At 72.9% G+C, this 23,767-nt stretch carries 23 protein-coding genes and 1 pseudogene; 11 read left to right on the top strand and 13 right to left on the bottom strand.

Annotated elements, in window-relative coordinates; genetic code table 11:
• Positions 1-9: 9 nt before the first annotated feature.
• The 3 genes from ABD774_RS15610 to ABD774_RS15600 are packed head-to-tail and all read right to left on the bottom strand — an operon-like array spanning position 10 to position 3,057.
• Positions 10-858 (bottom strand): carbohydrate ABC transporter permease, encoded by an 849-nt coding sequence (locus ABD774_RS15610; protein ID WP_345043080.1) that lies wholly within the window; start codon positions 856-858, stop codon positions 10-12.
• Position 859: 1 nt separating this feature from the next.
• The gene (locus ABD774_RS15605; protein ID WP_345043078.1) at positions 860-1,828 is read right to left on the bottom strand and encodes a carbohydrate ABC transporter permease; all 969 of its coding nucleotides are present in this window, start codon (positions 1,826-1,828) and stop codon (positions 860-862) included.
• A complete protein-coding gene (locus ABD774_RS15600; protein WP_345043189.1) occupies positions 1,825-3,057 on the bottom strand; it encodes an extracellular solute-binding protein in 1,233 nt (410 codons plus the stop codon). Before ABD774_RS15600 ends, ABD774_RS15605 begins: the two co-directional genes overlap by 4 nt.
• Before the next feature lie 188 nt (positions 3,058-3,245).
• Here ABD774_RS15600 and ABD774_RS15595 point away from each other — a divergent pair, with 188 nt between their 5' ends.
• On the top strand, positions 3,246-3,959 hold the full coding sequence (locus tag ABD774_RS15595) for a carbonic anhydrase (protein ID WP_345043075.1): 714 nt from the start codon (positions 3,246-3,248) through the stop codon (positions 3,957-3,959).
• A gap of 64 nt (positions 3,960-4,023) precedes the next feature.
• Here ABD774_RS15595 and ABD774_RS15590 read toward each other — a convergent pair whose 3' ends face one another.
• The 3 genes from ABD774_RS15590 to ABD774_RS15580 form a co-directional block, all read right to left on the bottom strand.
• Complete coding sequence (locus ABD774_RS15590) at positions 4,024-4,776, bottom strand: sulfite exporter TauE/SafE family protein (protein WP_345043073.1); 753 nt, start codon at positions 4,774-4,776, stop codon at positions 4,024-4,026.
• 63 nt (positions 4,777-4,839) lie between these two features.
• Entirely contained in the window at positions 4,840-6,168 is a 1,329-nt protein-coding gene (gene phoH2, locus ABD774_RS15585; RefSeq protein ID WP_345043187.1) for an RNA 5'-3' helicase PhoH2, read from the bottom strand.
• 368 nt (positions 6,169-6,536) lie between these two features.
• A complete protein-coding gene (locus ABD774_RS15580; protein WP_345043071.1) occupies positions 6,537-7,298 on the bottom strand; it encodes an isoprenyl transferase in 762 nt (253 codons plus the stop codon).
• 215 nt (positions 7,299-7,513) lie between these two features.
• Between ABD774_RS15580 and trhA the strand changes: the two genes are divergently transcribed.
• Both trhA and ABD774_RS21860 read left to right on the top strand, forming a co-directional pair.
• Positions 7,514-8,197 carry a PAQR family membrane homeostasis protein TrhA gene (trhA, locus tag ABD774_RS15575; protein ID WP_345043068.1) on the top strand — a complete coding sequence of 228 codons (684 nt, stop codon included), beginning with the start codon at positions 7,514-7,516 and terminating at the stop codon, positions 8,195-8,197.
• Between the two features lie 81 nt (positions 8,198-8,278).
• A pseudogene (locus tag ABD774_RS21860) lies at positions 8,279-9,127 on the top strand (PPK2 family polyphosphate kinase); the annotation flags it as partial.
• A gap of 501 nt (positions 9,128-9,628) precedes the next feature.
• Here the strand turns inward: ABD774_RS21860 and ABD774_RS15565 are convergent.
• A complete protein-coding gene (locus ABD774_RS15565) occupies positions 9,629-9,994 on the bottom strand; it encodes a hypothetical protein (protein WP_345043063.1) in 366 nt (121 codons plus the stop codon).
• Complete coding sequence (gene mca, locus ABD774_RS15560) at positions 9,991-10,905, bottom strand: mycothiol conjugate amidase Mca (protein WP_345043184.1); 915 nt, start codon at positions 10,903-10,905, stop codon at positions 9,991-9,993. The genes ABD774_RS15565 and mca overlap by 4 nt, the downstream gene beginning before the upstream one ends.
• 163 nt (positions 10,906-11,068) lie before the next feature.
• On the opposite strand from mca, the gene ABD774_RS15555 reads away from it, so the two are divergent.
• The gene (locus ABD774_RS15555) at positions 11,069-11,494 is read left to right on the top strand and encodes a DUF4307 domain-containing protein (protein WP_345043061.1); all 426 of its coding nucleotides are present in this window, start codon (positions 11,069-11,071) and stop codon (positions 11,492-11,494) included.
• Between the two features lie 211 nt (positions 11,495-11,705).
• The gene (greA, locus tag ABD774_RS15550; RefSeq protein ID WP_345043059.1) at positions 11,706-12,191 is read left to right on the top strand and encodes a transcription elongation factor GreA; all 486 of its coding nucleotides are present in this window, start codon (positions 11,706-11,708) and stop codon (positions 12,189-12,191) included.
• Between the two features lie 104 nt (positions 12,192-12,295).
• Here greA and ilvA read toward each other — a convergent pair whose 3' ends face one another.
• Together ilvA and ABD774_RS15540 are read right to left on the bottom strand one after the other, a co-directional pair.
• Positions 12,296-13,522, bottom strand: a complete 1,227-nt coding sequence (gene ilvA / locus ABD774_RS15545; protein ID WP_345043056.1) for a threonine ammonia-lyase — start codon at positions 13,520-13,522, stop codon at positions 12,296-12,298.
• Positions 13,519-14,919 carry an AI-2E family transporter gene (locus ABD774_RS15540; protein WP_345043054.1) on the bottom strand — a complete coding sequence of 467 codons (1,401 nt, stop codon included), beginning with the start codon at positions 14,917-14,919 and terminating at the stop codon, positions 13,519-13,521. The genes ilvA and ABD774_RS15540 overlap by 4 nt, the downstream gene beginning before the upstream one ends.
• Positions 14,920-15,082: 163 nt before the next feature.
• Here ABD774_RS15540 and msrA point away from each other — a divergent pair, with 163 nt between their 5' ends.
• Positions 15,083-15,790 (top strand): peptide-methionine (S)-S-oxide reductase MsrA, encoded by a 708-nt coding sequence (msrA, locus tag ABD774_RS15535; protein WP_345043052.1) that lies wholly within the window; start codon positions 15,083-15,085, stop codon positions 15,788-15,790.
• Positions 15,791-15,867: 77 nt separating this feature from the next.
• Here the strand turns inward: msrA and ABD774_RS15530 are convergent, their stop codons facing one another.
• The gene (locus tag ABD774_RS15530) at positions 15,868-16,254 is read right to left on the bottom strand and encodes an avidin-fold protein (protein WP_345043049.1); all 387 of its coding nucleotides are present in this window, start codon (positions 16,252-16,254) and stop codon (positions 15,868-15,870) included.
• Positions 16,255-16,354: 100 nt separating this feature from the next.
• Here ABD774_RS15530 and ABD774_RS15525 point away from each other — a divergent pair, with 100 nt between their 5' ends.
• Positions 16,355-16,756, top strand: a complete 402-nt coding sequence (locus ABD774_RS15525; RefSeq protein ID WP_345043047.1) for an FKBP-type peptidyl-prolyl cis-trans isomerase — start codon at positions 16,355-16,357, stop codon at positions 16,754-16,756.
• Between the two features lie 19 nt (positions 16,757-16,775).
• Here the strand turns inward: ABD774_RS15525 and ABD774_RS15520 are convergent, their stop codons facing one another.
• Both ABD774_RS15520 and ABD774_RS15515 read right to left on the bottom strand, forming a co-directional pair.
• Positions 16,776-18,383: an FAD-dependent monooxygenase gene (locus ABD774_RS15520; protein ID WP_345043045.1), complete on the bottom strand. Its 1,608-nt coding sequence runs from the start codon at positions 18,381-18,383 to the stop codon at positions 16,776-16,778.
• 132 nt (positions 18,384-18,515) lie between these two features.
• A complete protein-coding gene (locus ABD774_RS15515; RefSeq protein WP_345043043.1) occupies positions 18,516-19,463 on the bottom strand; it encodes a Bax inhibitor-1/YccA family protein in 948 nt (315 codons plus the stop codon).
• Between the two features lie 379 nt (positions 19,464-19,842).
• Between ABD774_RS15515 and ABD774_RS15510 the strand changes: the two genes are divergently transcribed.
• From ABD774_RS15510 to ABD774_RS15495, 4 genes are read left to right on the top strand one after another with little or no spacing between them, the layout of a single operon-like run.
• Entirely contained in the window at positions 19,843-20,793 is a 951-nt protein-coding gene (locus tag ABD774_RS15510; protein ID WP_345043040.1) for an ABC transporter ATP-binding protein, read from the top strand.
• Positions 20,790-21,644 (top strand): ABC transporter permease subunit, encoded by an 855-nt coding sequence (locus ABD774_RS15505; RefSeq protein WP_345043038.1) that lies wholly within the window; start codon positions 20,790-20,792, stop codon positions 21,642-21,644. Before ABD774_RS15510 ends, ABD774_RS15505 begins: the two co-directional genes overlap by 4 nt.
• Positions 21,645-21,649: 5 nt before the next feature.
• Positions 21,650-23,080: a sensor histidine kinase gene (locus tag ABD774_RS15500; protein ID WP_345043036.1), complete on the top strand. Its 1,431-nt coding sequence runs from the start codon at positions 21,650-21,652 to the stop codon at positions 23,078-23,080.
• On the top strand, positions 23,077-23,751 hold the full coding sequence (locus ABD774_RS15495) for a response regulator (protein ID WP_345043034.1): 675 nt from the start codon (positions 23,077-23,079) through the stop codon (positions 23,749-23,751). The genes ABD774_RS15500 and ABD774_RS15495 overlap by 4 nt, the downstream gene beginning before the upstream one ends.
• Positions 23,752-23,767 lie beyond the last annotated feature (16 nt).

The following is a 23,767-nucleotide window of genomic DNA, read 5'->3' as shown; positions in this document are numbered from 1 at the left end:
GAGGGCTGCTCAGCCCTTGACCGCTCCCTGGGTAAGTCCGGACACGATCTGGCGCTGGAAGAGCACGACCAGCACGACGACCGGGATCGTCACGATGATCGACGCCGCTGAGATGGCGCCCACCGGCAGCTCGAAGTAGGACGCCCCGGTGAAGAAGGCCAGCGCGGCAGGCACCGGACGGGCGGCGGCGGTCGAGGTCAGCGAGATGCCGTAGACGAAGTCGTTCCACGCGATGAAGAAGGCGATCAGGGCGGTGGTGAACACCCCCGGCGCGGCGAGCGGCACGATCGCCTTGCGGAAGGCCTGCCACGGCGTCGCCCCGTCCACCTGCGCGGCCTGCTCCAGCTCCCACGGGATCTGGCGGAAGAACGCCGCCAGCGTCCAGATGGAGATCGGCAGCGTCAGCGACAGGTACGGGATGATCAGGCCCGGCCAGGTGTCGTACAGGCCGATGTTGCGCCACAGGTTGAACAGCGGCGTGACGATCGAGATGACCGGGAAGATCGAGACGCCGAGCGCCGTCGTCAGGATGAGCTTCTTGCCGCGGAAGTCCAGGCGGGCGATGGCGTAGGCGCACAACGTCGCCAGCACGACGGCGATGAACGTAGCGATCAGCGAGATCCCGATCGAGTTGCGCAGGGCCGGCAGGAACAGGTCCCTCGCCCCGCCCTCGGCGGTGAGGATCTGCTGGTAGTTCTCCCAGGAGACCTTCGGGGGCAGGAACGTCCCCGAGCGGATGTCGCTCGTGGACTTCAGCGACGTCATGAAGATCGAGAGCACCGGGAACAGCGCGTACACGAAGATCAGCACCGCCGCGATCCCCCAGCCCACCTTCTGGCGGGTGCTCAGCCGGCCCATGTCACTGCCCCCTCGCGCTCGTGAGGTCGACCTTGAACAGCTTGATCGCTGCGAAGCAGATGAGGATCACGCACAGGAACAGCAGGACCGACACCGCGGACCCGAGCCCGATCTCGAGGCGCCCGATCGAGGTGCGGTACGCGAGCAGGGAGAGCACCTCGGTGTTGTTGGCCCCGTTCGTCATGATGAAGACGTTGTCGAAGATGCGGAAGGCGTCCAGCGCGCGGAAGAGGACGGCCACCATGATCGCGGCCTTCATGTTCGGGATGATCACGCGCGTCAGCACCTGCCACGGGGAGGCGCCGTCGACCTTGGCGGCCTCCTCCATGTCCCCCGGCACCTGCGCCAGGCCCGCGAGGAGCAGCAGCGAGATGAACGGCGTGGTCTTCCAGACCTCCGAGGCGATGATGACGAAGAGCGACGTGCCCTGGCTCGCGAACCAGTTGAGGTCCTCGCTGACGCCCGGGACCCAGTCGAACCAGGTGTTGATGTACCCGGAGGTGATGTCGAACGCGTAGAACCACGCGAAGGCGGAGACCACGGTGATGATGCCGTAGGGCACGAGGATCGCCGTGCGGAGCGCCCCCCGCAGGCCACGGATCGCGCGGTGCATGACCATCGCCAGGGCGAACCCGAGGACCAGCTCGATCAGCACGGTGATGACCGTGATGATCACGGTGACCCACAGGTCCCGCCAGAAGATCGGGTCGGTGAGCACGACGCCGTAGTTCGCCAGGCCGACGAACTCGCGCTCGTCCGGCGCCGTGAGGCGGTAGCGGAACAGCGAGTCGTAGATCGCCTGCAGGATCGGGTAGAGCGTCACCGCCAGCATCACGATGAACGCCGGGCCGGCGAGCCACCAGCCCAGCCGGCCCTCCGCCCGGGTCCGGTCGCTCTTTCTCCCGGTCGGGGCGGCGCGCGTGGGCGCGACCCGCTGGGAGGCGACCGGCGGTGTGGCTGAGGTCGTCATAGCAGGCTCTCCCCTCGGAGCACGGAGGTGATGAAGTCCGTCGAGCTGACCGGTGTGCTCTCGGGGTCGACCGAGGCCGGCGGGTGCCACGTCTCCTGCAGCCCGGTGGACACCTCGTTGTAGAACGGCGTCTGCGGCCGCGGGACGGCCCTCTCGAGGGAGTCCCGGATGGCCTCGTACATCGGGTAGGCCTCCTGGACCGCGGGGTCGTCGTAGGCCTGGGTCGAGGCGGCCGGGTTGCCGTTGGTGGCGAAGTACTCCGCCTGGTGCTCCGGGGTCACGATGCACTCGATCGCCTGGTAGGCGAGGTCGGGGTTCTCGCTGAACGCGCCGACGCCGAGGTTGATGCCGCCGTAGGGCGGGGTCACCTCGCCGCCCTCGCCGGTGAGCGGGTAGGTGGTCCAGCCGATGTCGTCGAGCAGGGCCTGGTCGACGGAGCCGTCCTCCACGGCGGTCACGGTGGAGGACCACACGAACGGCCAGTTGACCATGAAGGATCCCTGGTCACCCTGGAACACGGTGAGCGACGTGGGCTCGTCCTCCGTCGGCAGCCCCGGCCCACCGACCCCCGAGGTGCCGATCTGCCCGATGATCTCGGCCGCCTGCTTGCCGGCCTCGGACTCGAGGCCCAGCTTGATGTCCTGCCCGCTGGCCTCGGGGTTGGTGATGATCTCCCCGCCGGCCGAGGCCACGAGGGCGTTGATCCACACGGTCAGGGACTCGTTCTTCTGCCCCTGGACGGCCAGCAGCTTGTCCTGGCTCTCCGCGGCGTCGATGAGCTGCTGCCACGTCACGGGCTGCGTCATGTCGAGCCCGGCGGCCTCCGCCACCGACTTGCGGTACCAGAGGAGCTGGGTGTTGGCCCAGAACGGCACGGTCACGAGCTCGTCGTTCCAGGAGGCACCGTCGATGGCGCCCTGCACCACGCCCTCGGTGGTCTGCTCGGCGACGTCGTCGGGCACCGGCGCGAGGAAACCGGGCTCGGCGAGCTCGGGGATGAACGGGGGGTCGAGACTCATGATGTCGATGGAGGAGTCCCGGGCCGCCAGCCGCCGGGCCAGCTGCTCGCGCTGGGACGCCGCCTGACGCGGCAGCAGAACCGTCTCGATCGTGTAGGCGCCGTCGGCCTCCTCGGTGCACGTCTGCGCGAGCTGCTCCTGACCCCCCGCGTCCGGGTTGATGTACCAGGTCAGCGTCGGCGTGCCGGACTCCGCGGCGCACGCCGACATCCCGGCGGCCAACGCCACGACCGTGAGTCCTACCACTAGTCTGCGTCGTCGCACGTGGCCTCCCTCGGCTGGTGGTGTCAGACAGCAAACCCCTAAGTCACCCGGCCCGCCACCGGAAGAGATCGAGAGGTCACCGCAGGCCCGGCCGCTCGGCGAGCGCTCCCCCGCACCGCTGCGAAGATGGACCCATGAGTACTTCGCTGACCCCCGCCCAGGCATGGCAACGCCTGCAGGACGGGAACGCCCGCTTCGTCGCCGACGCCATGCAGCACCCCTCCCAGGGTGCCGCCCACCGCGCCGCCGTCGCCAAGGAGCAGCACCCCTACGCCGTGCTCTTCGGCTGCTCGGACTCGCGGGTGGCCGCCGAGATCATCTTCGACCAGGGCCTGGGCGACCTGTTCGTCGTGCGCACCGCCGGCCACGTCCTGGACACCACGGTGATCGGGTCGATCGAGTACGGGGTCGACATCCTCGGGGCCCCGCTCGTCGTGGTGCTGGGGCACGACCGGTGCGGCGCGGTCGGCGCCGCCACCGAGGCCCTGATGACCGGCAAGATGCCCACGGGCTTCGTGCGCGCCGTCGTCGACCGGGTCATCCCCTCGCTTCTCACCCACGCGCAGCTGGCCGGGCCGGCGGGTGGTGGCGAGGCACAGGACGACGGCGCGGCGGCAGCCGCCGGCTCCGGCACGGCCGCCGCCCGCGGTCCCCGGTCGGTCACGCTGCCCGACGACGACGAGGTGCGTCGCGAGCACGTGCGCGCGACGGTGCAGATGCTGCGGGACTACTCCGGCTCGCTGGCGGCCGCCGTCGCCGAGGGCCGCTGCGCGATCGTCGGCGTGGAGTACACGCTGGCGGACGGCACCGCGCACTTGGTGGACCACGTGGGCGCGCTCGGCGTCTGACGCGACGACCGGGGCGCCGAACGACCGGGGCGCCGGTCAGGGGGGTGCCTGGGCGCCCGGCGGCTCACACCAGCAGGTACGCGGCGGACAGGACCGTCAGGGTCAGGACGAGCCGCTCGAACACCCGCTGGTCGATCCGGCGCGCCAGGCGGCGGCCCGCCAGCGCGCCGGCGACGACCGCCGGGACCAGCACCAGGTCGAGGCGCAGCGAGTCGGCGTCGATCAGCCCCAGCGAGATCGAGAACGGCGTCTTGACGAGGTTGACGGCGAAGAAGAACCACGCGGCGGTGCCGAGGAACCGGTTGATCGAGTAGCTCGAGGCCAGGAAGTACAGCGCCATCACCGGTCCGCCGGCGTTGGCGACCATCGTGGTGAACCCGCCCAGGACGCCGTAGGTGCCGGTGACGATCCGGCGACCGCGCACCGGGACGGTGCGCCGCGGCCGCGTGCGCCGGACGAGGGTCAGGGCGATGAGCCCGAGCAGGATGGCGCCGATGGTGCGCCGCACGCCGTCGTCGTCGGCCACCGCGAGGAAGGCGGTCCCGGCGGCCACCCCGACCAGCACCGTCGGCACCAGCCGGCGCAGCGTCGCCACGTCGGCGTGCGCGCGGTAGGACCACACCGCGAACAGGTCCCCCACCATGAGAAGGACCAGGAGGGCCCCGGTGGAGGCGCGGGCGGGAAGGACCGCCGCGAAGAGCGCCACGGCGATGGTGGCCGCCCCCGGCACGGCGGTCTTGCTCAGCCCCACCAGCACCGCCCCGAGGATGAGGAGGGACCAGGCGAGGGCGGACAGCTCGGGCACGCGCCAGAGCATGGCACCCCGGCCGGCCGGGGCCGACGCGCGTCCACCGCGCGCCCCCGGCCGGCCGGCCGGGCCTCAGAGGTCGATCCCCTCCAGCAGGTCGGTCACCAGGGCCGAGACGGCGGAGCGCTCGGACCGGGTGAGCGTCACGTGGGCGAAGAGCTCGTTGCCCTTGAGCGCCTCGACGACGGCGGCCACGCCGTCGTGGCGTCCCACCCGCAGGTTGTCGCGCTGGGCGACGTCGTGGGTGAGCACCACCTTGGAGTTCTGCCCGATGCGCGAGAGCACCGTGAGCAGCACGTTGCGCTCGAGGGACTGGGCCTCGTCGACGATCACGAACGCGTCGTGCAGGGACCGGCCGCGGATGTGGGTCAGCGGCAGGACCTCGAGCATGCCGCGGGCGATGACCTCGTCGAGCACCTCCGGCGCGACGAGGGCGCCCAGGGTGTCGTAGACCGCCTCGGCCCACGGGTTCATCTTCTCGGCCTGGTCGCCCGGCAGGTACCCCAGCTCCTGCCCGCCGACGGCGTAGAGCGGCCGGAACACGACCACCTTGCGGTGCTCCCGGCGCTCCATCACGGCCTCCAGGCCGGCGCACAGGGCGAGCGCCGACTTCCCCGTCCCGGCGCGGCCGCCGAGGGAGACGATGCCGATCCCCGGGTCGGTGAGGTGGTCGATGGCGATGCGCTGCTCGGCGCTGCGCCCACGCACCCCGAACACCTCCCGGTCCCCGCGCACCAGGCGCAGGGTGCCGTCCGAGGCGGCGCGCCCCAGCGCCGACCCGCGCGGGGAGTGCAGGACGGCCCCGGTGTGCGTCGGCACGGCGGCGAGAGAGCCCGGGGTGGCGAGGTCGGCGACGACCACCTGGCCGTCCTCCCACAGCTGCGCCATCTCCGACTCGGTGAGCTCCGCCGTCGTCATGCCGGTGTAGCCGGAGTCCACGACCTGCTGGGCGCGGTACTCCTCCGCGTGCAGGCCCACGGCGGAGGCCTTGACCCGCATGGGCAGGTCCTTGGAGACCACCGTCACGGCGTGCCCCTCGGCGGCGAGGTTGGCGGCGACGGCAAGGATCCGGGTGTCGTTGTCGCCGAGGCGGAGCCCGGAGGGGAGCACCTGGTCGCTGGAGTGGTTCAGCTCGACCCGGACGGTCCCGCCGTCCTCGCCGACGGGCACCACGGAGTCGAGACGGCCGTGGGTGACGCGCAGGTCGTCGAGCAGCCGTAGCGCGCTGCGGGCGAAGTACCCGAGCTCGGAGTGGTGCCGCTTGGCCTCGAGCTCGGTGACTACCACCACCGGCAGCACCACGTCGTGCTCGGCGAAGCGCAGGATCGCCCGCGGGTCCGAGAGCAGCACGGAGGTGTCCAGCACGTAGGTCCGCAGCGCGGTGCCGGCGGGTTCGGCCACCCCGATCTCGGCGGCGACGGCGGCACCCGGGGCGGCTTCCCCGGTGGCGCCGTCGGTGGTCGGTGCGCTGATGGTGCGATCGATGCTCACGAGAGCTCCCTCCGGCGCCTGCGGCGCCGAGTCAGCTGCGCCGTCGGGCCCCGCGCGGAGCGCGCGACCCTGGCACTGTGGTGGGCTCGGGGGGCCGGCCCAGGTGGGGCCGGCGGCCCCTCCCGTCCGCAGCTGGCTGCTGCATGGGCTGACCTCCCGGAGGACAGCGGGTGTGCCGTCCGTCACAGCTGACGCTAGATCCCCACGAGCCCCCGGCAAGTCGGGACACGCCAGGCGGCCGAAGTGTTCACCTCACCGAAACACGCCGCTCACACGCCCTACCGCCCGAGGCGACGCTCACGCTGGGCGTAGTCGCGCAGGGCGCGCAGGAAGTCGACCCGGCGGAAGTCGGGCCAGTACGCCTCGCAGAAGTAGTACTCGCTGTGCACGGACTGCCAGAGCAGGAAACCGCCGAGGCGCTGCTCGCCGGAGGTGCGGATCACCAGGTCCGGGTCGGGCTGGCCCTTGGTGTAGAGGTGGTCGGCGATGTCGTCGACGGTCAGGGACTCGGCGACCGACTCCAGGCTCTGGCCCGCCGACGCCCGCTCACGCAGCATCGAGCGCACCGCGTCGGCGATCTCGTCCCGGCCGCCGTAGCCGATGGCGACGTTGACCTGCATGCCGCGCACGTCCTCGGCGCGGGCCTGGGCGGCGCGCAGCCGCTCGGCGATCGGGTCGGGCAGGAGGTCGAGCGAGCCGACGACGCGGAGCGACCACCGCCCCGTCGTCGCCAGGGTCTCCACCGCGGTGGCGATGATGTCGAGCAGGTCGGCCACCTCGGCCGGGTCGCGCTGGAGGTTGTCGGTCGAGAGCATCCAGAGCGTGACGACCTCGACGCCGACCTCCTCGGACCACTCGAGGAGCTCGGTGATCTTGTCCGCACCGCGCCGGTGGCCGTGCGCGGGGGCGGTGCCCACGGCCCGTGCCCAGCGGCGGTTGCCGTCGAGGATGACGCCGACGTGCCGCGGGATGCGCTCGGGGTCCAGGGCGGCGACGAGGCGTCGCTCGTACAGCTGGTACAGCAGGTCCGGCTCTCGCATGCCGCCGCGTTGCTCCCCTCGGACGTCGTGGCGGCCCGGCGTCGCCACGTCGGCGCGGGCGCCCGGCCCTCGCTGGGGCGAGGCTACAGCCGGGCGGCGGGGCGGTGCGCCGACCGCCCAACCTACGGTACCGTAGGTTGCCGCCCGGCCGGTCTCGCCGGCACAGCGACGCACGGCCCGCCCCGGGGCCGCGCACCCCACCCTCGGAGGGCCGCATGCCCCACGTACCGGACGAGCCGTCGGTCGGTCAGACGATCGCCGCGAGCGTCAAGCCACGCCTGCGCGGCTGGATCCACGCGGGCACCGCGCCGGTCGCCCTGGTCGCCGGGGTCGTGCTCGTGCTCCTCGCCCCCACCACCGAGGCGCGGGTCTCCACCGCCGTGTTCGCCCTGGCGGGCGTCGTGCTGTTCGGCACCTCGGCGGTGTACCACCGCGGGACCTGGTCCCCGAGGGCGGCGGCCACGCTGCGCCGCGCGGACCACTCGAACATCTTCCTGCTCATCGCCGGCACCTACACCCCGCTGGCCGTGCTGCTGCTGGACCGCTCGACCGCCACCGTCCTGCTGATCATCGTCTGGGTCGGCGCCGCCCTGGGCATCCTCGCGAGGATCCTCTGGCTCGACGCGCCGCGCTGGGTGTACGTCCCGGTCTACATGGCGCTCGGCTGGGTGGCCGTGGGGTACATGCCCGCCTTCGGGCGCTCGGGCGGCCCGGGGATCGTGTGGCTCGTGGCGCTCGGCGGGCTCGCGTACATGCTCGGCGCCACGGCGTACGCCACCAAGCGGCCCAACCCGAGCCCGCGCTGGTTCGGCTTCCACGAGATCTTCCACGTGGGCACCGTGCTCGGCTGGGGCTGCCACTACGCGGCCGTCTCGATGGCGGCGTACCAGGCCCCCTGACGGCCCCGCCGGCAGGCCGCCGGAGGGCGGGAGCTGACCTGCGCCGATAGCCTCGGTCGACCACCGACCGGAGGGACCGACATGGCTGACGCCGAGAACCTGTGGAGCACCCGCCCGGCGAGTGCGCTACGGGCAGGTCCCGAGGTCGACCTGGCGACCCTCGACCGTTCCGCGACCCCCGGCTGGGAGGGCGGCAAGAACGAGGCCCGGACCTTCATGGCCGCCCGTGGCCGGCTGCTCTCCGAGCTCCAGGAGCGCCTGTTCGCCCACGGCCGCTCGGGCGGCGACAGGTCCGTCCTGCTGATCGTGCAGGGCCTCGACACCGCGGGGAAGGGCGGCATCGTCCGGCACGTCGTGGGCATGGTGGACCCTCAGGGCGTCGCGCTGCGCGCCTTCGGCGTCCCCACGGCCGAGGAGCGGCGTCACCACTACCTCTGGCGGGTCCGCCGGGCCCTCCCCCGCCCCGGCCTCATCGGCGTCTTCGACCGGTCCCACTACGAGGACGTGCTGGTGGCCCGTGTCGACGGCACCGTCGAGGAGGACGCGCTGCCCAGACGCTTCAGCGAGATCAACCGCTTCGAACGGCAGATCGCCGCCTCGGGCACCACCATCGTCAAGGTCGCCCTTCTGGTGTCCTACGAGGAGCAGGGGCTGCGCCTCATGAAGCGCCTGGACCGGCCGGACAAGCACTGGAAGTACGACCCCGGCGACGTCGACACCCGCCGGGACTGGGACGCGTACCAGGCGGCCTACGCCGACGTCCTCGCGCGCACCAGCACCGACGTCGCGCCGTGGCACGTCGTCCCCGTCGACAGGAAGTGGTACGCCCGGCTCGCGGTGACCGAGCTGCTCACGCAGGCGCTCGTCGACCTCGACCTGGACTGGCCCCGTCCACGCTGGCGCGTCGACGCCCAGAAGCGCCGCCTCGCCGCCACCATGAGCGAGGAGAGCCTGCAACAGGCCGCGGCGAACGCCGAGGAGGAGATCGCCGCGTACCACCAGGACGAGGCGGAGTTCGCGGCGGCCGTCGCCCGGGCGGACACGAGCCCCGGCCCGTCGGGCCCGGCGCCCGGCCCGGCCGGCGACCCCGGCGAGCAGGACGGGCAGGACGACGGCGGCGCCTCGCCGTCGGGCGGTCGCTCCGACGTCGCCGGCGAGCCTCCCGCGCGCACCACCGCGGCCGGGCGTGCGAAGAAGAACCGGAAGAACAAGAACGGCCGGGAAACGACGGCGCGGGCCCAGGAGACCAGGACGACGAAGCGGCAGAAGCACAAGAAGGACGACCGCGGGAGTACGTCCGCGGCAGGAGGGCGGAAGAAGTCCGCGGCGGCCGGGCGGAAGAAGTCCGCGGCGGCCGGGCGGAAGAAGTCCGCGAAGAACAGCAGCGGGAAGAAGACCCGCTGAGCCGCAGCGGCCGGTTGCCCGGTCTGGTCAGTCGGTCGGCGACTGCACCACGCGACGCGCCCCGCCGTCGCCCGACCCGTCCTCCCGCCATCCGGCTGCCCCGTCCGGCGAGTCGACGCCCGTCGTGCCGCCCGGACCGCGGTCGTCCCGGCGCACGTCCCCGTCGAGCGGGCCGTCGGGTCCGTCGTCGGCGGCCGCCTCGGCGCGCTGCCGAAGCCGCTCGTTGTGGTCGACCCGCCGCATGTGCTTGGCCATGGACAGGAAGAGAGGCACTACGGCCAGCGCGAGGAGGAAGAACCCGAGGAGGAACCCCTCCAGCCCGGGGCTGACCTCCCACGGCTCCATCTCGGCGGGCGCCGGGGTGGGCGACTCGGTCAGGAGCACGAAGGTCATGCCCCTAGCCTGCCACCCCGCGGGCGGTCCTCGGCCTCGAGGCCGACGCGCGAGACCGGCAGCCCCTCCGCGACCACACCCGCGAAGAGGTCGTCCTCGAGACCGTCCGCCACGTCGATCCGCGCGCGGGCGAGCTGGAACTCCTCGTAGGGCCAGATCTCCTTCTCGACGTCGCGGGGAACCTGGAAGAAGAAGCCGTCGGGGTCAATCTGCGTGGCGTGCGCGCGCAGGGCGGCGTCGCGCTGCGGGAAGAACGCCGAGCACTCGACGCGCGCGGTCGCCTGCCGGTGCGGGCGGTTCCGGCGCGTCTCGAACCACTCCTCGAACGGGGAGGTGATCCCGCGCTCCTGCAGCGCGCGGTGCACGGCCTCGATGCGCGCGACGGAGAAGGAGATGTCGTAGTACAGCTTCTGCACCGCCCAGGGCTCGCCGGCCTCGGGGTAGGCGTCCGGGTCGGCCGCCGCCTCGTAGGCCGCCACGGCCACCTTGTGGGACATGATGTGGTCCGGGTGGGGGTAGCCGCCGTTCTCGTCGTAGCACGTCATCACGTGCGGCCGGAACTCGCGGATCTGCCGCACGAGCGCACCGACGGGCACCTCCAGCGGCTCGAGCGCGAAGCAGCCCTCGGGCAGCGGCGGCAGCGGGTCCCCCTCGGGCAGCCCGGAGTCGACGAAGCCGAGCCAGACGTGCTCGATCCCGAGCGCCTCGGCCGCGGCCGCCATCTCCCGGCGGCGGTAGCCGGGCATGTCCCGCAGGATCTCCGGGTTCCCCTCGAGGCGGGGGTTGAGGATGTCGCCCCTCTCGCCGCCGGTGCACGTCACCACCAGCACCCTGTTGCCCTCGGCCACGTACCTGGCGGAGGTCGCGGCCCCCTTGCTGGACTCGTCGTCAGGGTGCGCATGCACGGCCATGAGCCGCAACGCCTCGTGGGTCACCGCGTGGTCCTCCATCGGCGCCGGGAGTGGTCCCGCGCCTCGCTCGTCGTCAGTTCCAGGGACAATGGTCTCGCATCAGTGCCCGACGCGCCCACGTCATATCCGCACGCCGGCACCCACGACCAGGAAGGACCCGTCCGTGACCGAGCCCGCAGCTCCCCGACCTCCCGGCGACCCGGCCGTCATGGCGGCCCGGTACGGCGGTGCGGGCTCCGGCCGGCGCGGCCTGGTCGCCGGCGGGGTGGTCGCGGCGCTGCTGGTGGCCGGCGGGCTGGCGGTCCAGGCGTCGAACCTATGGCAGCCCACGGTGATCGCGGAGAACGTCGGCTTCACGGTGAACGACCCGTCGAGCACGACGGTGCGGTTCAACCTCCGCGTCGAGGCGGGCACGACCGTCAGCTGCACCGTCGTCGCCCTGAACGAGTCCTTCACCCAGGTCGGATTCCGTGAGGTGGAGCTGGGTCCCTTCGACCAGAGGACCACTCCTCACGAGATCGATGTCACGACGACAGAGCTGGCGACGACGGGCAGCGTCGAGGGCTGCGAGATCCTGGACGAGGACTGAGCAGACCGCTGGTCGCAGAACCTTGCTACCCGCGATCGTGCCGGTGAGGGCCGGAAAAGAGCGGCGCTGTCCCCGCCGTTTGTTATGATCCATGCTTTACCCGCCGCCCCGGAGCGGTGCACGTGGTGCGAGCGCCCGGGCGACACAGTCCCCCGTTGCCTCGGCCGCTCACGCTCGCGACCGGGGCACGAACGTATGTGGAGGAGGAGCCGTGACACAGACGAGCACCACCTGGCTCACCCAGGACGCGTACAACCGGCTCAAGGCCGAGCTCGAGCACCTCACCGGCCGTGGGCGTCAGGACATCGCCGAGAAGATCGACGCCGCGCGCCAGGAGGGCGACCTCAAGGAGAACGGCGGGTACCACGCGGCCCGCGAGGAGCAGGCGAAGCAGGAGGCGCGGATCGTCCAGCTCACCGAGCTGCTCCGCAACGCCCACGTCGGCGAGCCGCCCCCGGACGACGGCATCATCGAGTCCGGCATGGTCGTGAACGCGACGATCGCGGGCAGGGAGCGCACGTTCCTGCTGGGCTCGCGCGAGGGCGCGCCGGACCTCGACATCGAGGTCTACTCGGAGTCCTCCCCGCTCGGCTCCGCCCTGGTCGGGAAGTCGGCCGGCGACACGGTGACCTACGAGGCACCCAACGGCGCCACGATCGAGGTCAAGATCGGCGAGGTGAAGCCCTTCATGGGCTGAGCGCCGACCTCAGCGAGTGCTCACGGGCCGCCCCCGCAAGGGGCGGCCCGTGGCGTCTGCGCCTCAGGGCTTATGCGGCCGAGGCGCGAGACGGTCCAGCTGCCTCAGGGCGCAAGGATGGTGTAGCCGGAGGCGCGCAGGTCCTCGAGCACGCTCTGGCAGTGCTCAGGCCCCTTGGTCTCCAGCTCCACCGAGATCTCGACCTCGTCCACGGCCAGCCCGGCGGAGGTCCGCGTGTGCTCGACGCTCACGACGTTCCCGCCCGAGGCGGCCAGCTCCTTGAGGAGCCCGGCGAGGCTGCCGGGGGCGTCCTGCACGAGCACCCGCATCTGCAGGTAGCGCCCCGCCGCGGACATGCCGTGCCGGATGATCCGCAGCAGCACGAGGGGGTCGACGTTGCCGCCGGAGAGGATGACCACCACGGGGCCGGCGAAGGCGTCGGGCTGGGCGAGGAGCGCGGCCACCCCGGCCGCGCCCGACGGCTCGACCACCAGCTTGGCACGCTCGACGACGTGCAGCACCGCCCTGGACAGCTGCTCCTCGGTGACCGTTCGGACCTCGCGGACGTGCTCGGCGATCAGGCGGAACGGCACCTCCCCCGGCATCCCGACGGCGATGCCGTCGGCCATGGTGTGCAGGTCCTCGAGCAGGAGCGGGTGCCCCTCGGCGAGCGAGCGGGGGTACGCGGCGGCCGCGGCGGCCTGGACGCCCACGACGTCGATCGTGGGGTCGACGCTGTGGACGGCCGCAGCGACGCCGGCGAGAAGACCACCGCCGCCCGTCGGGACGATCACGGTGCGCACGCCGGGGACCTGATCGAGGATCTCCAGCCCGATGGTCCCCTGCCCCGCCACGATGTCGGGGTGGTCGTAGGGGTGGATCAGCACCCGCCCGGACTCGGCGACCTCGGCCGCCGCGGCCGCGAGCGCACCGTTGAGGTTCTGGCCGACCAGGACCACCTCGGCGCCGTACTGGCGGGTCGCGGCGATCTTGGGCAGCGCCGCGTCCACCGGCATGAAGATCTTCGCCGAGATCCCCAGCCGCTGGGCGGCGAGGGCGACCCCCTGCGCGTGGTTGCCGGCGGAGGCGGCGACGACGCCGCGCGCCTTCTCCTCCGCGCTGAGCCGGCTCATGCGCACGTAGGCGCCGCGGATCTTGAAGGAACCGGTGCGCTGGAGGTTCTCGGCCTTGAGGTACACCGGCGCGCCGACGACGCGGCCGAGCGTCGTGGACTCCTCCACCGGCGTGCGGTGCACGACGTCGGCGATCGACTCGGCCGCCGCCGTGAAGGTGGCGCGGTCGAAGGCCGTCGCGCGGTCGAAGGTGGTCACCGCTGCTCCTCCGGGCTTCGCTCCTCGGGACGGTGGTCCGCGGGCCGGTGGTCGGCGTCGTCGACGTCGGCGCCCTTGTCGTCGTCCGCGATGTGCGCGTAGGCGTTGGCGATCGACTCGAACACCGCCCCGGGCGGACCACCGGGCCGGTGCATGTCGTGGGCCAGGCTCGGGTACTTGTCGTGCCCGTAGAGGTACAGCACGACGGTGTTGATCGTGGCGACGACCGGCACGGCGAACAGCGCACCGAGGATGCCCGCGATCCCCGTCCCGGCGGTCACCGCGAGCAGGATCGCGACGGGGTGCAGCGAGACGGCGTTGCCCTGCAGCCACGGCTGGAGGACGTTGCCCTCGATCTGCTGCACGGCGAGCACGATCGCCAGCATGATCAGCGCCGTGACGAGGCCCTGGTCCACCAGGGCGACGACGACGGCGACGGCGCCGGAGATGAACGCACCCACGATGGGGATGAAGGAGAACAGGAAGACCAGGATGCCGATGGGCAGGGCGAGTGGCACCTGCAGGATCGCGGCACCGGCGGCGATGCCGACCGCGTCGACGAACGCCACCAGGATCTGCGTGCGGGTGTAGCCGCCGATCGTCATCCAGCCGCGGATGCCGGCCTCGTTGATCCGGTCGCGCACCCCCACGGGGGCGAGACGGACGAACCAGTGCCAGATCCTGCGGCCCTCCTTGAGGAAGAAGAACAGGCAGAACAGCGCGAGCACGGCCCCCGTGATCACCGACGTCACCGAGCTGGTGACCCCGACGAAGCCGCTGACCAGCCGGTCGGAGTTGGTCTGGACCTGCTCCGTGATCTGGTCGATGTACCCCTGGATCTGCGCCTCGTCGATGCCGAGCGGACCGTTCGCCAGCCAGTCGATGCCGTCCTCCAGGGCGACACCGACGCGGTCGGCGAGGGCGCCGAAGCCCTCCACGATCGAGCGGCCGGCGAGGACGAGCAGACCCGCGACCAGACCGACCAGCGCGAGGATCGCCGTGAGAGCGGCGAGAGCCCGCGGGAAGTGCAGGACGCGCCGCAGCCACACCGCCGCGGGCTCGAGGAGCACCGCGAGGAGCAGCGCGATGAGCACGGCGACCACGATCGTCTGAAAGGTGGCGACGAGGTAGCTCAGCAGCGCCACCGCCGCCGCGACGACGAGCACGCGCCAGGACCAGCCCGCCGCGACCCGCAGCGTCCGGGGGACGCCGTCGACCAGGGTCGACGCCGGAGCCGCGGCCGGGGAGGCCGTCCCACCGAGGTCCGCGCCCGCCGGCGGGCGCGGCCACGGCACCCGGTCCGACATGAACCGGCCTGCGGTCACCTGGTCAGAGGTACGCCGGATCCGGCTGCGCAGGCCCGGGCGCTCCACCTCATCGTTGCTCTGGTCAGGCATGGTCCCCGCAATCGACGTGGCACGGTAGTTTCCTGGCTCAGCCTACGGTGCAGGTCCCCCGGGCCCGCGCCGCGGCTGTGGACGGATTCGGCGCGTCGACGGGGAAGAACACCACCGCCCGCGGTGTTCGCACCTGTGGACGCACTTTCTTGGAGGAGCACGCATGTTCGGACTGGGCCGCAGGACGCAGATGGTCACCGCCGAGGAGGCCCTGCCCGGCCGCCCGGCTCCGGGCTACGCGGTGCCCACCACCCACGAGGTGCTCGGCAGCCCGCTGCAGGGCCCCTGGCCGGCCGGCTCCGAGGTGCTCTACGTCGCGATGGGCTGCTTCTGGGGGGCCGAGCGGATCTTCTGGCGTCAGCCGGGAGTCATCTCCACGGCAGCGGGCTACCTCGGCGGGTTCACTCCGTACCCGACGTACGAGGAGGTGTGCACGGGCCTGACCGGTCACACCGAGGCGGTGCAGGTGGTCTACGACCCCGCGAAGACCTCTCCCGAGCTCCTGCTCAAGGCGTTCTGGGAGAACCACGACCCCACCACGCCCAACCGCCAGGGCAACGACGTCGGGACCCAGTACCGCTCCGGCATCTACTGGACGACTCCCGGCCAGGAGGCGGCCGCGCGCGCCACGCGCGACGCGTTCCAGCAGGTCCTGACGGACCACGGCCACGGCACCATCTCCACCGAGCTGCTGCCGTTCGCCGGCGAGTTCTTCTACGCCGAGGACTACCACCAGCAGTACCTCCACAAGAACCCCGGCGGCTACTGCAACCACGGCCCCAACGGCCTGACCTGCCCGGTCGGGCTGGTCAGGCAGGACGAGGTCCCCGCACAGGTCGAGATCGCCCCGCCGACCCCCGGCGCCGTGTAGACCGGCGTCATCCTGGCGAACCTCGGGCAGAGGCCTCAGGGGTGCGGTCTGCGCCGCGTCGCCGATCCTCGGTGCGATCAGGAAGCTTCGCGGACCTCTTCGACCACGCTGGTCCCCCTCTCGGGCCGCGACTCCCACGCCCACGACTCCTCGAGGCGCACCCGGCCGTCCGGGAGCACCACGATCCGGCTCTCGCACACGCCGTTGGCGGTCATCCGGTCGGCATCCAGGTGTGTGTAGCGGAAGTGCAGTCGGTCCTCCTGGCGCGTCCCGACGAGGAACCCTCGCACGACGTCACCGCCTGCGTACTCCGCCCAGATGACGCCGTCGTCCTCGCGGTACCGGAAGCGCGTGGCGCCGCCGACCTGTCCCGTGGGTGAGTTGCTGACCCCGGCGAACACCTTGCGGTCCAGGGGGACGGTCGCCGGAGATGAGGGGGCAGAAGCGCGCGTTCTCGTGGTCACTCTCTTGACCCTAGCCCGCAGCCACGACCCTGCCCCGACGGACCGGCCCGTACCCTGAACCGGTAGCCCGGCACCGGCCGGGCCCCGACGAGAGGACCCCATGAGCGAGCTTCCCACCGCCACCGGCAGCTTCGGCGACAAGCCGGAGCTCACCTTCCCCGGCTCCTCGGCACCCGAGGGCCTGCAGGTCCAGGTCCTCGAGCAGGGCTCGGGCGACACCGTGCAGGCCGGGGACACCATCGTGGTGAACTACCTCGGCCAGACGTGGGGCGGGCACGTCTTCGACAACTCCTACGACCGCGGCGACACCATCTCCTTCCCCATCGGGATGGGCGTCGTCATCGGCGGCTGGGACGACGGGCTCGTGGGCCAGCAGATCGGCTCGCGCGTGATGCTCTCGATCCCGCCGGAGCACGGCTACGGCCCGCGCGGCGTGCCGCAGGCCGGGATCAAGGGCACCGACACCCTCGTCTTCGTCGTGGACGTCGTCGGCGTGGAGTGACCTCCTGGCACGGCCGGCCTCAGCGTGGCAGCCACGTGGAGAGGTAGGCCTGCAGGCCCGCGAGGTCGGAGCCGCCGCGGTACGCCAGGTGCCCGTCCGGGCGGACCAGCAGGTGCGCCGTCGTCGCCCCGGGGACGCCCAGCCGGTCCAGGGCGACGGCGTCGCCGTCCCGGCCGCCCTCGCCGGCGGCCGGGCGCGGCCCGCGCGAGAGCCTGTGGACGTGCAGGTCCCGGTCCTCGAGGGCCCGGACCTGCGCCTCGGGCCACCGCCCCGGCGGCCCGCACAGCAGCAGGTGAAAGGCCCGCGCGGCGACGGCGTCGTGGAGCGTCCCGTCGGTCAGCGGCGCGTCGGGCAGCCGGTCGCCGGCACGCGGGCCGCGCCGGGGGGCGCCCGGTCCGTCGACCGACAGCGGGCTGCGCCGGTAGGCGACGGTGAGCTCGGCGACGGTGCGGAAACCCGCCGCCCGCAGCCGGGTCAGCCGGAGCACGAGCGGCACGACGACCGGGGCGAGCCACGCCCGCGCGAACCGGAGCGGTGCGGCGGCCGAGGTGGCCACGGTGAACGCGCGGTCGCTCAGCCGGAGCACGGCCCGGCCCACCGGCAGGCGCTCGGCCTCGTACGTGTCCAGCAGGCGGTCCGGGGCCCGCCCGGCGACGGCGAGGGCGAGCTTCCAGCCGAGATTGACGGCGTCCTGGATCCCGGTGTTCATGCCCTGCGCCCCGGCCGGGCTGTGGATGTGGGCGGCGTCCCCGGCGAGGAGCACCCGGCCCGCGCGGTACGCCGCGGCGCCGCGCATGTGCAGGCGGTAGTTGGTGGTCCACACCGGGTCACGCAGCCCGACGCCAGCCGTGAACCGGGCGACGAGGCCCTGGAGCTCCTCGAGAGCGACGGGCTCACCCGCCGCGGCCTCCTGCCCGCGCGGCCGCATGGCGATCATCCGCCAGGTGGCCGGGTCACCGAGGGGGAAGAAGAACAGCACGCCGTCCCCGGAGACGAAGGCGTGCGCCGGGCCCGGCTCGAGGCCGTCCGCCTCGAGGTCCGCGAGCACGAACGTCGGCGGGTAGGGCCGCCCGCGGAACGCGATCCCGGCCGCGCGCCGCACGGTGCTGTGCGCCCCGTCGCAGCCCACGACGTACCGGGCCCGCACGGCCTCCTCGGTGCCGTCGGCGTGGCGGAGGGAGCAGCGCACGGCCTCGCGCTCGTGCACGAGTCCGGTCAGCTCGACGGCGCGCTCGACGGCGACGTCCAGCCGGGCGAGGCGCTCGCCGATCGCCTGCTCGGTCGCGGCCTGCGAGAGGAAGAGCAGGTGGGGGAAGGCCGAGTCCTCCAGCCCGAGGTCGAAGAGGCCGAGCGGGACCGTGCGCCGGCTGAGGTGCATCCGCAGCTCGACAGCCGGGTTGCCCCGCCGGACGAGCTCGCGGGCGAGGCCGTCGCGGGCCAGCACCTCCAGGGTGCGCGGCTGGATCGCGAGGGCGCGCGACTCGTGGACGCGGTCGCGCGCCTTGTCGACCACGCGCAGGCGCACGCCCCGCGCCGCCAGCTCCAGCGCGAGCGTCAGGCCGGTCGGCCCGGCCCCCACGACGAGCACGTCGAGAAGGTCCGGACCCTCTGCGCTCGCGTGCGCCATGGCTCCACCTCGTCTCGGGTGCGCCCACGGTACCCATGGCCGACCACCGGCCGCGCCGGAAAGCACAGGCCCCGACGACGACGGCGGCCGTCCCCCGGGAGGGACGGCCGCCGTCACGACGGTCGGGACGTGTCAGTCGCTGCCGCGCAGGATGGCGAGCAGGCGCAGGAACTCGATGTAGAGCCACACGAGGGTGACGGCGAGCCCGAAGGCGGCGGACCAGGCGAAACGGCCCGGGACGCCCGCCTCGACGCCGCGCTTGATGGCGTCGAAGTCCATGATCAGGCAGATCGCGGCCAGGCCGACGGCGAAGACGCCGAGCAGGACGCCCAGCGGGATGCCGAACAGCGTGACGCCGGTGCGCAGGCCCCACGGGTCGTCGGAGACACCGGTGAGCATGAGGACCACGTTGACCAGCGAGAACAGCGCGTAGCCGACGAGCGCGATGAGCACGAACCGGGTCAGCTTGGGGGTGACACGGACGGTGCCGGACTTGAACAGGAACAGGGCGGCGACGAAGGTGGCCGTGGTGCCGAGCACCGCCTGGAGGACGATGCCGCCCCACTGGGCCTCGAAGACGGCGGAGATGCCGCCGAGGAACAGGCCCTCGGCCACCGCGTAGGCCATGATCAGCGCCGGCGAGGGCTCGCGCTTGAAGGAGTTCACCAGGCCCAGGACGAGGCCGACGATCGCGCCGCCGAACGTCAGGAGCATGTTGGCGTCCATGACGAGCCAGTTGAACGCCGCGGCCACGATGATGACGCCGAGGACGAGCCCGGTCTTGACGATCACGTCGTCGTACGTCATCCGGCCGGTGTCCGCGGGGGCGGCGGCCGGCTGACGGTAGGCGTGCTCGAGGTCGTTGACCTGGCCGGGCTGGTAGGCCTGGCCGGGCTGGTAGGCGCCGTACCCGGCACCTGGCTGGCCGGGCTGGGCGTACCCCTGCGGGGCGTACCCGCCCTGGGGGGAGTAGCCGGCGCCGCCCTGGGGGGCGTAGCCCGGGTAGCTCGGGTAGCCGTTCGGGGTCCGCTGGGCGTTGGCGCCGAAGTACGGACTCTTCTCGAAGACGGGATTGCTCACGTATGTGCCTCCTGGTCGCGGCAACCGGGTTCCGCGTGTTCGGACCCCGGACCAAAGTCGCTGGCCTGTGCCTCATCGTACGGGCCGGACGGACCCGCAGGTGCGCGATACTGCTGAAAGGTACAACGGGACGAGGCCTGTCCATGTTCCCGTCCCACCTGCGGCGTCGCGGCTCTCGTCTCGGCCTGGAGGACCGGCCGGGCCCTCCTGCGTCTCGTCCTCGAGGACGAGGTCCTCCCCGCGACGGCGGAGCCCCCAGGCCCGCAGGAATCAGCCCAGCCGTCGATCCGCCCGCGGCCCGTCCCCCATAGCGTGGGGACCAGCACGACGGCCTGCCGCCCACGGCACCGCCGACCGGCTCCACGCAGAAGGGCACGTCATGATCGAGGCGCACGACCTCACCAAGCGCTACGGCAGCAAGACCGCCGTCGACCACCTGAGCTTCACCATCCAGCCGGGCACGGTCACCGGGTTCCTCGGCCCCAACGGCGCCGGGAAGTCCACCACGATGCGCATGATCGTCGGCCTCGACCGGCCGACCTCCGGCACGGTGACGGTCAACGGCAGGCCGTACACGCAGCACCGCTCGCCGCTGAAGGAGGTCGGGGTGCTGCTCGACGCCAAGGCGGTCCACCCGGGCCGCAGCGCCCGGTCGCACCTGCGGACCATGGCCGCCACCCACGGCATCCCCGCCAGGCGCGTGGACGAGGTCATCGAGATGACCGGCCTCGCCGGGGTGGCGGGCAAGCGGGTCGGCGGGTTCTCGCTGGGCATGGGCCAGCGGCTCGGCATCGCCTCCGCCCTGCTCGGCGACCCGCGCACGCTGATTCTCGACGAGCCGGTCAACGGCCTCGACCCCGAGGGCGTGAAGTGGGTCCGCACCCTGGTGCGCTACCTCGCCGGCGAGGGCCGCACCGTCTTCCTCTCCTCCCACCTGATGTCCGAGATGGCGCAGACCGCCGACCAGCTCCTCGTCATCGGCCGCGGCCGGATCATCACCGCCGGCCCGGTCCAGGAGGTCATCGACTCCGTCACCGGCACCACGGTCCACGTCCGCTCCCCGCAGGCCGGCGCCCTCGCCGAGCGCCTGCGCGCCGCCGGCGCGACCGTCTCCTCCGCCGAGGCCGGCGTCCTCGCCCTGCAGGGCGTCACCGCCGAGCAGGTCGGCGAGACGGCGGCGGCGAACGGCATCGTGCTCCACGAGCTCACGCCGCAGCGGGCCAGCCTCGAGGAGGCCTACATGAACCTGACCCAGGACGCGGTCGAGTACCGCTCCGAGACCCAGTCCGCCCAGATCAACCCCGCCGTCGGGCAGGAGGCCCTCAAGTGAGCACCACGACCACCACCCCCGCCGCGCCCACACGTCCGCAGACCCACCGCCCGGCGGTGGACGCCCGGCTGACCTTCGCCGGCGTCCTGCGCGGCGAGTGGATCAAGCTGCTCTCGCTCCGCTCGACCTGGTGGACCCTGGGCATCACCGTCGCTGTCATGGCGCTGCTGGCCCTGGCCCAGGCGTCGTCGGTGCGGTTCCTGCTCGACCCGCCGATGTCCGTCCCGGTCGAGGAGCTGCACGGTGCCGAGTTCGTCATCGGCGGCTACCAGTTCGGGCTGGTGACCGTCGCCGTCCTCGGCGTCCTGCTCATCACGGGCGAGTACTCGACCGGCATGATCCGCTCCACCCTCGCCGCGGTGCCGAGCCGGCTGCCCGTGCTGGCGGCCAAGGCGCTCGCCCTCGTCGTCGTCACCCTCGTGGTGAGTGTGGTCAGCCTCGCCGCCGCGTACCTGGTGACGATGCCGCTGCTGTCCGACCACGACCTCGTGCCGGCCCTGGACGACTCCCTCACCTGGCAGGCGTTCGGCGGCATGGTCTACTTCTTCGTCGCCACCGCGCTGACCGCCCTCGGCCTCGGGGCCGTGCTCCGCCACACCGCCGGCACCATCACCGCGGTGCTCGGCCTGCTCCTCCTCCTGCCGATGATCCTGCAGTTCATCAACATCGAGTGGGTCCAGGACGTCATGACGTACCTGCCGCTGCCGGCCGCGACGGCCTTCCTCGGCATCAGCGGGTACTTCGGCTCCAACGAGAACCTCAGCGCGTGGCAGGGCGTGGCGGTGGTCGGCGCGTACGCCGTCGTCGCCCTCGCCGCGGGCGCCTGGTCGCTGCGCCGCCGGGACGCCTGATCACCGTGTCCCCCGACGCCGGCCGTGCGCCGCAGGTCCCGCCTGCGGCGCACGCCGCCGCGCCCGGGGGCGAGCGGCCCCCGGTCGCAGCTCCGGCCGGGCCACCGCCCGCCACCAGGCTCGACGAGGCCTCGGTACGCCGCGCCGGACCCGTCCGCCGCTTCGCCGTGGACCACCCGCGCGTCGTGGACGCGATCGTGGTCGGCGCCTACCTCGTCCCCGCGGTGACGGGCGAGCTCGTCCCCGACGTCCTGGCCGACGGCGGACCCGGGCCGGCCGAGAGGGTGACGGTCGCCGCCGTCGTCCTGCTCACCGCCCTCGCCCTGTGGTGGCGCCGCACCGCGCCCGTCCGGGTCCTCACCGCGACGACGGTGCTGCTCGCCGTCTCCCTCGCGGTCAGCCAGGACACCACCACCGTCGAGATCGCGGCGGTCCTCGCCCTCTACGCCGTGGCCGCGCACCGGCCCACCTCCACCGCGTGGGGCTGCCTGGCGCTGCTCAACGTGGTCTCGGGCGCCTCGCTCCTGCTGTGGATGGACGTCACCCAGGAGACCGCGGTGGTCACCACCACCACGCCGCACTCCGAGCAGGTCCAGGAGATCAGCCAGCTCCAGGCGCTCGTCGTCGTCCAGATCTCCGTGCTGGTGCTCTCGGTCGTCGCCGTGGCGCTCGGCACCGGCGCCCGCGGCCGGCGCCTGCAGATGGAGAGCCTGCTCGAGCGCACCCGCCAGCTCGTCCTCGAGCGGGACCAGCGCGAGCAGCTCGCCGTCTCGGCCGAGCGCACCCGCATCGCACGCGAGATGCACGACGTCGTCGCCCACTCCCTGTCCGTCATGATCACCCTCGCCGACGGCGCCTCCGCGGCGATGTCCCGGCAGCCCGACCAGGCCCGCGAGGCCCTGGAGCAGCTGGCCGAGACGGGCCGCTCCGCGCTCGCCGACACGCGCCGCATGGTCGGCGTGCTGCGCGAGGACTCCCCCGCCCCGGGCCCCGGCCCGGCGAACGGCAGCCTCGGCGGCGAGGCCGCCCCGCTGTCGCCCCAGCCCGCCGCCCACGACATCGCCGACCTCGTCGAGCGCTTCCGCGTGACCGGGCTGCCCGTGCGGCTCACCGAGTCCGGCCCGCCCCTGCCCGACAACGCCGGGCTGCAGCTCGCCGTCTACCGCATCGTCCAGGAGTGCCTGACCAACGTGCTGCGCTACGCGCGGCTCAGCCCCCGGATCGACGTCACGGTCGAACGACTCGACGGGCACGTCGTCGTCACCGTGGACAATGACTCCGGGACGGCCGGCGACGCCATGGTCGGCAGCGGCCGCGGGCTGATCGGCATCCGCGAGCGGGCAGCCGTCTACGACGGGCACGTGGAGGCGGGGCCGACGCCGACGGGCTGGCGGGTCCGCGCCGAGCTGGGCTGGAACAGGGAGGGGGACGAGTGAGCGTTCGGGTGCTGCTGGCGGACGACCAGTCGCTGCTGCGCATGGGGTTCCGCATGGTCCTGGAGGCCGAGAACGACCTGGAGGTGGTCGGCGAGGCCGCGGACGGCGAGTCCGCCGTGCAGATGGTCGCCGCCCTCTCCCCCGACGTCGTCCTGATGGACGTGCGCATGCCCGGCATAAACGGCCTGGAGGCCACCGAGCGGATCGTCGAGGAGCATCCGGCCTCGAAGGTGCTCATCCTGACCACCTTCGACGTCGACGAGTACGCCTTCGCCGGACTGCGCGCCGGGGCGAGTGGGTTCCTCCTCAAGGACACCCGGCCGGCCGACCTGGTCCAGGCGATCCGCTCCGTCGCCCACGGGGACGCCGTCGTCTCCCCGCGCGTCACCCGCCGCATGCTCGAGCTGTTCGGCCGGCACCTGCCGGCCGGGGCGCAGGGCGGGCCCGGCGACGGCCGCGACCCGCGGCTCGCCCGGCTCACCGCCCGCGAGCTCGAGGTGCTCGGGCTCGTCGCGGAGGGGCTGTCGAACGCGGAGATCGCCGCGCGCCTCGTGGTCTCCGAGACCACGGTCAAGACGCACGTCGGCAACCTGCTCGGCAAGCTCGAGCTGCGTGACCGGGTCCAGGCCGTGGTGCTGGCCTACGAGACGGGGCTCGTGCGGCCCGGCTGAGGGCAGTGCCTCACGC

Source organism: Georgenia daeguensis, from assembly GCF_039537705.1.
Classification (GTDB): Bacteria; Actinomycetota; Actinomycetes; order Actinomycetales; family Actinomycetaceae; genus Georgenia; species Georgenia daeguensis.
Note: the sequence above shows the minus strand (reverse complement) of the source record. Positions and strands in the feature narration are given on the sequence as shown.

Coding starts and splice junctions, on each gene's coding strand:
- ABD774_RS15540 (WP_345043054.1), bottom strand. CDS start 14,919: ATGCCTGACCAGAGCAACGATGAGGTGGAGCGCCCGGGCCTGCGCAGC.
- ABD774_RS15565 (WP_345043063.1), bottom strand. CDS start 9,994: ATGACCTTCGTGCTCCTGACCGAGTCGCCCACCCCGGCGCCCGCCGAG.
- trhA (WP_345043068.1), top strand. CDS start 7,514: ATGCCCCACGTACCGGACGAGCCGTCGGTCGGTCAGACGATCGCCGCG.
- msrA (WP_345043052.1), top strand. CDS start 15,083: ATGTTCGGACTGGGCCGCAGGACGCAGATGGTCACCGCCGAGGAGGCC.
- ABD774_RS15590 (WP_345043073.1), bottom strand. CDS start 4,776: ATGCTCTGGCGCGTGCCCGAGCTGTCCGCCCTCGCCTGGTCCCTCCTC.
- ABD774_RS15605 (WP_345043078.1), bottom strand. CDS start 1,828: ATGACGACCTCAGCCACACCGCCGGTCGCCTCCCAGCGGGTCGCGCCC.
- ABD774_RS15525 (WP_345043047.1), top strand. CDS start 16,355: ATGAGCGAGCTTCCCACCGCCACCGGCAGCTTCGGCGACAAGCCGGAG.
- ABD774_RS15610 (WP_345043080.1), bottom strand. CDS start 858: ATGGGCCGGCTGAGCACCCGCCAGAAGGTGGGCTGGGGGATCGCGGCG.
- ABD774_RS15520 (WP_345043045.1), bottom strand. CDS start 18,383: ATGGCGCACGCGAGCGCAGAGGGTCCGGACCTTCTCGACGTGCTCGTC.
- mca (WP_345043184.1), bottom strand. CDS start 10,905: ATGGCCGTGCATGCGCACCCTGACGACGAGTCCAGCAAGGGGGCCGCG.
- ABD774_RS15580 (WP_345043071.1), bottom strand. CDS start 7,298: ATGCGAGAGCCGGACCTGCTGTACCAGCTGTACGAGCGACGCCTCGTC.
- ABD774_RS15510 (WP_345043040.1), top strand. CDS start 19,843: ATGATCGAGGCGCACGACCTCACCAAGCGCTACGGCAGCAAGACCGCC.
- ABD774_RS15595 (WP_345043075.1), top strand. CDS start 3,246: ATGAGTACTTCGCTGACCCCCGCCCAGGCATGGCAACGCCTGCAGGAC.
- ABD774_RS15600 (WP_345043189.1), bottom strand. CDS start 3,057: ATGTCGGCGTGCGCCGCGGAGTCCGGCACGCCGACGCTGACCTGGTAC.